This is a genomic window from Phenylobacterium sp., assembly GCF_030693625.1.
Lineage (GTDB): Bacteria > Pseudomonadota > Alphaproteobacteria > Caulobacterales > Caulobacteraceae > Phenylobacterium > Phenylobacterium ferrooxidans.
Window position 1 is genome coordinate 1 of record NZ_JAUYAF010000029.1, and the last position, 7,419, is coordinate 7,419.

Sequence of the window (7,419 nt, forward strand, 5' to 3'; positions counted from 1 at the left end):
CGCGCCCGCTGGCGCCGCCGCCGAAGCCCCTGCGGCCACCCGCGCCGCTGGCGACGTGGTGAAGTCGCCCATGGTGGGCACCGTCTACATGCAGTCCGCCCCAGAGGCCCCGCCCTTCGTCAAGGTCGGCGACACCGTGACGGCAGGCCAGACCCTGATGATCATCGAGGCCATGAAGACCATGAACCCGATCCCGGCCACCAAGGCAGGCAAGGTGGTGGAGATCCTGGTGGGCGATGGCGACCCTGTGGAGTTCGGCGAACCCCTCGTCGTCATCGAGTAACCCGATGTTCGAAAAAATCCTCATCGCCAACCGGGGCGAGATCGCGCTGCGGGTCCACCGGGCCTGCAAGGAAATGGGCATCTCGACGGTGGCGGTCCACTCCGAGGCCGACGCCGGCGCCATGTGGGTGCGGCTGGCCGATGAGAGCGTCTGCATTGGCCCGCGCTCGGCGGCCAAGAGCTATCTGAACATCCCCTCGATCATCGCGGCGGCCGAGATCACCGGCGCCCAGGCGATCCATCCGGGCTACGGCTTCCTGTCGGAGAACGCCCGCTTCGCCGAGATCGTCACGGCGCACGGCTTCACCTTCATCGGCCCCAAGGCCGAGCACATCCTGATGATGGGCGACAAGATCACCGCCAAGCAGGCCGTGAAGAACGCGGGCATCCCCGTGGTCCCCGGCTCCGACGGCGCCGTGACCACCGAGGAGGAGGCCTTCGCCGCCGCCAAGGAAATCGGCTTCCCGGTGCTGATCAAGGCCGCCGCCGGCGGTGGCGGGCGCGGCATGAAGGTGGCCCTCAACGAAGACGAACTGGCCGAGGCGGTCTCCACCGCCCGAGCCGAAGCCCGAGCCTCGTTCGGCGACGACGCGGTCTATATGGAGCGCTACCTCCAGACCCCACGCCACATCGAGATCCAGGTCATCGCCGACAGCTTCGGCAATGTCTGCCACCTGGGGGAGCGCGACTGCTCCCTGCAGCGCCGCCACCAGAAGGTGCTGGAGGAAGCCCCCTCCCCGGTCATCGACGCCGCCGCCCGCGCCAAGATCGGCAAGGTGGTGGTCGATGCGATCAAGGCCATCGGCTACCTCGGGGTCGGCACCATCGAGTTCCTGTACGAGAACGGCGAGTTCTTCTTCATCGAGATGAACACCCGCCTGCAGGTGGAGCACCCTGTCACCGAGGCCATCACCGGCATCGATCTGGTGCGCGAACAGATTCGCATCGCCGCGGGCCTGCCGCTGTCCTTCAAGCAGGAGGACATCATCTTCGAAGGCCACGCCATCGAGTGCCGGATCAACGCCGAGAATCCCAAGACCTTCGCCCCCTCGCCGGGCCTGGTCACCGACTTCCATGCGCCGGGCGGCCTGGGCGTGCGCCTCGATAGCGCCCTCTATGCCGGCTATTCGATCCCGCCGGACTACGACAGCCTGGTGGGCAAGCTGATCGTCCACGGCCGCGATCGCGAGGAGTGCCTGGCGCGCCTGAACCGTTGCCTGGGCGAGATGGTGGTGGGGGGCATCGAGACCTCGATCCCGCTGTTCCAGGAGTTAATCCACCAGCCCGACATCATCTCAGGGACCTACGACATCCACTGGCTGGAACGCTGGATGAAGTCGCAGGCCGAGCTCTCGGCCTGAGGCCGCGTACGGTGGCGCCATGACCACCTTTGGCGCCGCCGAGCTGCTGGACTGCTACGCCCGTGGGGTCTTTCCCATGGCCGACGCGCGTGACGACGACGCGGTCTTCCTGATCGATCCCGAACGGCGGGGGGTGATTCCCCTGGCCGGCTTCCACCTGTCCAGACGCCTGGCGCGCACTGTCCGGCGTGACCCCTTCGAGGTGCGGATCGACACAGCCTTTTCCGAGGTCGTGAGCGCCTGCGCGGCGGCAAGGCCGGGGCGGACGGAGACCTGGATCAATAACCCCATCGAGCGGCTCTACGCCGAGCTGTTCGCGATCGGTCGCGCCCACAGCGTCGAGTGCTGGGCCGGCGACGAGATGGTGGGCGGGCTGTACGGCGTTTCCCTGGCCGGCGCCTTCTTCGGCGAGAGCATGTTCTCCACCCGCACAGACGCGTCGAAGGTGGCCCTGACACACCTGGTGGCGAGATTGATTGCTGGCGGGTTCCTGCTGCTGGACGCCCAGTTCATGACCGAGCACCTGGCGCAGTTCGGGACCGAGGAGATCTCACGGGCCGTCTACCGGCGACGGCTGGGCAAGGCGCTCGCCGTGACGGCTGAGTTTCAGCGGCTGCCGGCGGCCACGACGGGGGCCGCGGCCCTGCAGGTGATCAGCCAGGCGTCGTAGACCGGATGCTGCAGCGGGTTGAGGCCCGGTGACGAGGCGTACATCCAGCCCTTGAAGGCCTGACGCGCGGGCGGGGTCGGCTTGCCCGGCGCGGCGCGGGGTTGGGAGTCCACCGTCATGTAGGCGATGGCGTCTTCCTGCGGTTCGTCGGCGGCCGCCTGCTCGCAAGCCTTCACGGTGAAGACCAGGGTCTTGTAGCGCACCGGCTGGCCCACGGCGGCCTCGAAGCGGACCGTCTCGGCGGTGACCTTGTCCAGGGCCTGCAGGATGGCGACGTCATAGCGGGCGCGCTTGATGGTGCTCTCGGCCGGCTTTTCCACGACCTGGGCCTTGGGCGGCGCGGCGGGGGAGACCTCGGAGGCCTGGACCGCCGGGGTGGCCACGGGGCCGGGAACCGGCACCACGACGGGCGGCGCCTCTTCCGCCGGCTGAGGCTGATCGGCGGGCGGCAAGGGCGACGGCGAGACCGGTCCCGGCGCGGGGGTCGGGGCGACCGGGGCGACGGGCGCGGTCTGGGCGGCCACGAAACCAGCGCCGGCCAGGACGCTCAGGGCCACCGTCAGGCTGAGGAGAGAACGTCCGCCCACTATTCCGGCCGCCAGGCCTCGTAGTCGCCGGTCGCCTTCTGGCGCTCACCGCCCCGGCTGATGGAGCCCTTGGGCCGCCAGGCGTTGATGGTGCCGGTCATGTTGGGCAGGTGATCCTTCTCCCAGGCCTGCCGCTTGAGCGGCTCCTTGGTCGGAGGTTCCTCGAAGGTGTGGTGCAACCAGCCATGCCAGTCCGGCGGGACCTTGGAGGCCTCGGCATAGCCGGAATACATCACCCAGCGGCGCAGACGGCCCTTGTCGTAGGAATCGCTGTCGTCCTTGGCCTGGTAGTACTTGTTGCCGGTGTCGTCCGTGCCCACGAGCACGCCGCGGCGCCAGACGGTGAAGAGCGCGCCGAGGGTGGCGCCGTTCCACCAGGTAAAGATCGACTTGAGCACGTTTCTGAAGATCCAACGGGTTGGGAGGCGGGCGGACTATAGGCGGCGCCCTCCCGAGCGTCCAGCGGCGCGATCACCGCAAGATGTTGTTGAGAACTCGCCCGCGACCACAACATCTGTTGCGACGAACCCCTTGGGCTCCTAACCTCCCCGCCCGTGGGAGACAAACCGTTGCGAACCGAACCGGGCCGGATCGAGCGCAGGCCTCTTGAGCGCGCCGACAGCGTGGTCGAGGTGTTGGCTCCGGCTGCCTGGACCGATGCCCGGGTGGAAGCCTGGCTGGACTGGGCCGGCGGCGAGACCGACCTGCCCGCCGCCATCTTCCGCAAGGCAGAGATCATCGCCGAACAGGCGGGCGCGCTCGCCCTGCTGCCCGACGCCCGCACGCGGGCCGCCTTCCGCCGCGACCTGGGCGCGGCCCTGCTGGCCGGCCGCCTGGCCATCGCCGAGCCCCGCGCCCTCGATGCGCCCGGTGTCATCGGCGCGCACGACGGCGACTACGTCAAGGCGTTGGCCACCCTGCGCGCGCGCCGCCGGGGCCGGGTCTCGGCCCGGGCCGCCGCCATGGCGCTGTCCCAGCGCCTGCAGGGGGTGATGGACGCCATCCAGCGCTGCGAGGGCGACCCCGCGGCCTGCGCCAATCCGCAATCCAATCTCAGCCTGGCCCGCGCCGCCGAGGCCGCGCGGGGCGCCGGCGCCACCGACCTGATGATCCTGGACGCCATGACCCTGGCCCGCGCGGGTGAGGACCTGTGGTCGGCCCAGGCCCAGTTCGAAAGTGGAGACGGCCCCGGCCTGATCGCCGCCATTCCGCCCGACCTTGCCGAGGGCGACCTCGCCCTGGCCGCCGCGGCCTGGGAAACCGGCGCCGTGGTGGCGGCCTTCGCCGCCGACGCCGCGCCGAAAATCGCCCAGACCTGGACCGCCACGCGCGGCGCGGTGGACCTGATGGCCTTCGGAAGCGGGGCTGATTTCGACGGCGAGGCGTTCGACGACGCGGTGGGCCTGGCGGCCATCGCGCTCGCCGCCTTCGGGGGCCCCGTGGCGTTGGGCCTGGGGGGGCTCGCCGACTGGCTGGCGGCCCAGGGCCTGGCCTATGATTCGAACGCCGGCCGCCTGGCCGTCCGCGAGGTCTATGAGCGCGCCCGGACCGCCATGGCCGACATCCCGCTCGACGGAGGCCTGGCGGTCTTCGACGATCCCAACCTGGCCCTGCGGCTGGGCGGATCCTCCAGCTCGGGCGCGCCCTGGCTGGGACCGGTCACCGTCGCCGAAACCGAGGACGGGGCCCTGACCCGGGTGCTGTCGGAGGCCGCCCTGCGCGGCCTCAAGACGCTGGGCGCAGACATTCCGGCCGCCCGCGCCCACCTGATCGGCCGCCTCGACCTGTCGGAAGCGCCGGGTGTCGATCACGCCGCCCTGAAGGCGCGCGGTTTCACCGAGCACGAGATCGCCTCGGCCGAGGCCGCCCTGCCCTTCGCCGCCCGCCTGCGCGACGCCTTCTCCCCCCTGGTGGTGGACGCCGGGTTCCTGACCGACGTGCTGGGGGCCACCGACGCCGACCTGGCCGACCCCGAGTTCGACACCCTCAAGCTCGCCGGCTTCAGCGAGCAACAGATCGCCGCCGCCGAGGCTCACGTGCTGGGCGGCGGGGCCCTGGCCGACGCGGCCTTCCTGACGCCTGAGCAGCGGCAGGTGTTCCTCACCGCCGAGGACCTGGGCCCGACGCCCTATTTCGCCATGCTGGCGGCCCTGCAGCCGGCCCTGGACCTGCCCGCCATCGCCGAGATCGAGCTGGAGTGGGACACCGCCCCCGCGGACGCCCGCGCCCTGCTGTCCGAGGCCGCCCAGGCCAGGGTCGCCGCCGTGCGGATCCGCCGCTCCGATCCGCCGCTGAGCTTCTTCCTCGACCTGCCGAAGACGGCCGAAGCGCCGGTGCGCGCGGCCCGCGAGCCCGAACGCCCCGCGCCGCCGCCCGAGGAGCGGATCGTGGAGCGCATCGTCGAGCGCGACCGCACGCGGCGAAAACTGCCCGACCGCCGCAAGGGCTACATCCAGAAGGCCGCCGTGGGAGGCCACAAGGTCTATCTGCACACCGGCGAGTACGACGACGGCGAGCTGGGCGAGATCTTCATCGACATGCACAAGGAGGGCGCGGCCTTCCGATCGCTGATGAACAACTTCGCCATCGGCATCTCCATCGGCCTGCAATACGGGGTGCCGCTGGAGGAGTTCGTGGACGCCTTCGTCTTCACCCGGTTCGAGCCGGCGGGACCGGTGACCGGCAACGACTCCGTGCGCTCGGCCACCTCGATCCTCGACTACCTGTTCCGCGAACTGGGCATCTCGTATCTGGGCCGCGAGGAGCTGGCCAACGCCGACGGCGAGCTCAACGCCGACGGCCTGGGGCGCGGCAAGGACGAGGGCGAGCCGGAGGGGGAGAACATCCCGGCCTCCCACTTCATCTCGCGCGGGTTCGCCCGGGGCGCGACGCCCGACAACCTGGTCTTCCTGCCCACCGCCAATGCGCGTTCGGGGCGGTTGGAGGCCGATGTCTGCGCCGCCTGCGGGGACCTGGCGGTGGTGCGCAAGGGCGCCAGCCTGATCTGCGAATCCTGTGGCGTGCGCGCCGGACCGCAGGACAGCGACCGCACCGGCTAAGCATGGTCACCGGACCTTAAGCTTGCTGGCCTAGGCAGGAGGGGTCTTCCGCCGGAGCCCGCAGATGAAGCCGCTTAGCCTGCTCAGCCTGGCCGCCGTCCTGGCGATCGCCCTGCCCGCCAGCGCCCAGAACGCCGGCCAGATCGCCGCGGCGCGCAAGGGGGCCAACTGCCCCAGCTGCAACCTGTTCCAGGCCGACTTCTCGGGGCTGGAGATCAAGGGCCGCAACTATGCCGGCGCCCGGCTCCGGCAGGCCGATCTCAGTGTCTCGGTGATGAACCGCGCCAATTTCCGCGGCGCCGACCTGCGCGACGTCAACGCCTATGGGGCGGTGTTCGGCGGCGCCAATTTCGCCGGGGCCGACCTGACCCAGGCCAGCTTCGTCGGCGCCTATCTGGAGGGCGCCAATTTCGCCGGCGCGCAGTTGGTGGGGACCAATTTCTCGGGGGCTGAAATGGGCCGGGCGCGGGGACTGTCTCAGGCTCAACTCAACCGAGCCTGCGGCGACGGCGCCACTCGGCTCCCCCCCGGCCTGCGGACCCCACGCTGCTAATCTGCCAAGAATTACCGCGATTTAAGTAGCCTGAGACATCCCCCACAGGGCACATGGTGCGTCATGTTCGGCTCTTTCCGCACCGCCCTGTCCCGTATCGTCCCCCTGGCCGCGTCCCTGGCCGTGGTGGCGGCGTTCGCTCCCAGCGCGGCCAGCGCCATGATCGGCGACAAGGAGGTGGCCAGGCTGGTCTCCTTTGGCGGGGCCTGCGCCAAGTGCGAGCTGTCGGGCCGCAAGCTGACCGGCGCCCAGTTCAACGGCGCGAATTTCGCCGGCGCAGCCCTGGTGGGATCGGATCTGCGCGAGGCCCGCTTCTATGGCGCCAACTTCTCCGGCGCCGACCTGTCACGGGCCGACCTGTCGGACTCCCAGATGATCGGCGCCAACTTCGGCTCGGCCAATCTGTCCGACGCCAAGCTGCGCGATGTCGAGGCCAAGGGCGTGAGCTTCTCCTCCGCCAACCTGTCCAACGCCGACCTGCGCGATCTGCAGGCCCAGGGCGCCAATTTCGGCCGGGCCTCGATGGGCGGCGCCCAGCTCAATGACGGCGAACTGACCGGGGCGAATTTCAGCAAGACCGACGCCCGCGGCGTCAGCTTCCGCGACGCCTCGATGCAGGGCGCGGTGCTGGCCCACGGCCGGTTCGAGCGCGCCTCGTTCCGCGACACCAATCTCGATTCCGCGGTGCTGTCGGGGGCGATGTTCGCCGGCGCGGATTTCCGCGACGCCAGCCTGCGCCGCGCCATGCTGTACGGGGTCGATCTCTCCAAGGCGCGCAACCTGAACCAGGATCAGCTGGACGAGGCCTGCACCGACGCCTCGACGAAGCTGCCGCCGGGCCTGGTGGCCCGCGGCTGCCACGGCGGCGGCGCGCGCCTGACCGGCTGGCGGCCCCCGACCCCGCCGC

Annotated in this window: 8 protein-coding genes; 6 read left to right on the plus strand and 2 right to left on the minus strand. The window is 70.5% G+C overall.

Translation table 11 applies throughout. The features are described 5' to 3' along the window. From accB to aat, 3 genes are all read left to right on the plus strand, one after another. A partial coding sequence (gene accB, locus Q8N10_RS06625) for an acetyl-CoA carboxylase biotin carboxyl carrier protein (RefSeq protein WP_305663882.1) occupies window positions 1–283 on the plus strand: 283 nt, incomplete at its 5' end. Between the two features lie 4 nt (window positions 284–287). Further along, window positions 288–1,643, plus strand: coding sequence for an acetyl-CoA carboxylase biotin carboxylase subunit (gene accC / locus Q8N10_RS06630; protein WP_304774421.1), 1,356 nt, complete (start codon window positions 288–290; stop codon window positions 1,641–1,643). A gap of 19 nt (window positions 1,644–1,662) precedes the next feature. Further along, window positions 1,663–2,313, plus strand: coding sequence for a leucyl/phenylalanyl-tRNA--protein transferase (aat, locus tag Q8N10_RS06635; protein ID WP_304774419.1), 651 nt, complete (start codon window positions 1,663–1,665; stop codon window positions 2,311–2,313). Here aat and Q8N10_RS06640 read toward each other — a convergent pair. Further along, window positions 2,250–2,900 carry a DUF2155 domain-containing protein gene (locus Q8N10_RS06640; protein WP_370690152.1) on the minus strand — a complete coding sequence of 217 codons (651 nt, stop codon included), beginning with the start codon at window positions 2,898–2,900 and terminating at the stop codon, window positions 2,250–2,252. The two genes, aat and Q8N10_RS06640, sit on opposite strands and share 64 nt — an antisense overlap. Beyond that, complete coding sequence (locus Q8N10_RS06645; RefSeq protein WP_304774417.1) at window positions 2,900–3,298, minus strand: NADH:ubiquinone oxidoreductase subunit NDUFA12; 399 nt, start codon at window positions 3,296–3,298, stop codon at window positions 2,900–2,902. The genes Q8N10_RS06640 and Q8N10_RS06645 overlap by 1 nt, the downstream gene beginning before the upstream one ends. Window positions 3,299–3,469: 171 nt before the next feature. Here Q8N10_RS06645 and Q8N10_RS06650 point away from each other — a divergent pair, with 171 nt between their 5' ends. From Q8N10_RS06650 to Q8N10_RS06660, 3 genes are all read left to right on the plus strand, one after another. Continuing rightward, window positions 3,470–5,959, plus strand: a complete 2,490-nt coding sequence (locus tag Q8N10_RS06650) for a ribonucleotide reductase (protein ID WP_304774415.1) — start codon at window positions 3,470–3,472, stop codon at window positions 5,957–5,959. A 64-nt stretch (window positions 5,960–6,023) separates the two neighbouring features. Continuing rightward, on the plus strand, window positions 6,024–6,512 hold the full coding sequence (locus Q8N10_RS06655; protein ID WP_304774413.1) for a pentapeptide repeat-containing protein: 489 nt from the start codon (window positions 6,024–6,026) through the stop codon (window positions 6,510–6,512). Between the two features lie 63 nt (window positions 6,513–6,575). Next, window positions 6,576–7,419 (plus strand): pentapeptide repeat-containing protein (locus Q8N10_RS06660; protein WP_305663883.1); only part of this gene is annotated, 844 nt, incomplete at its 3' end.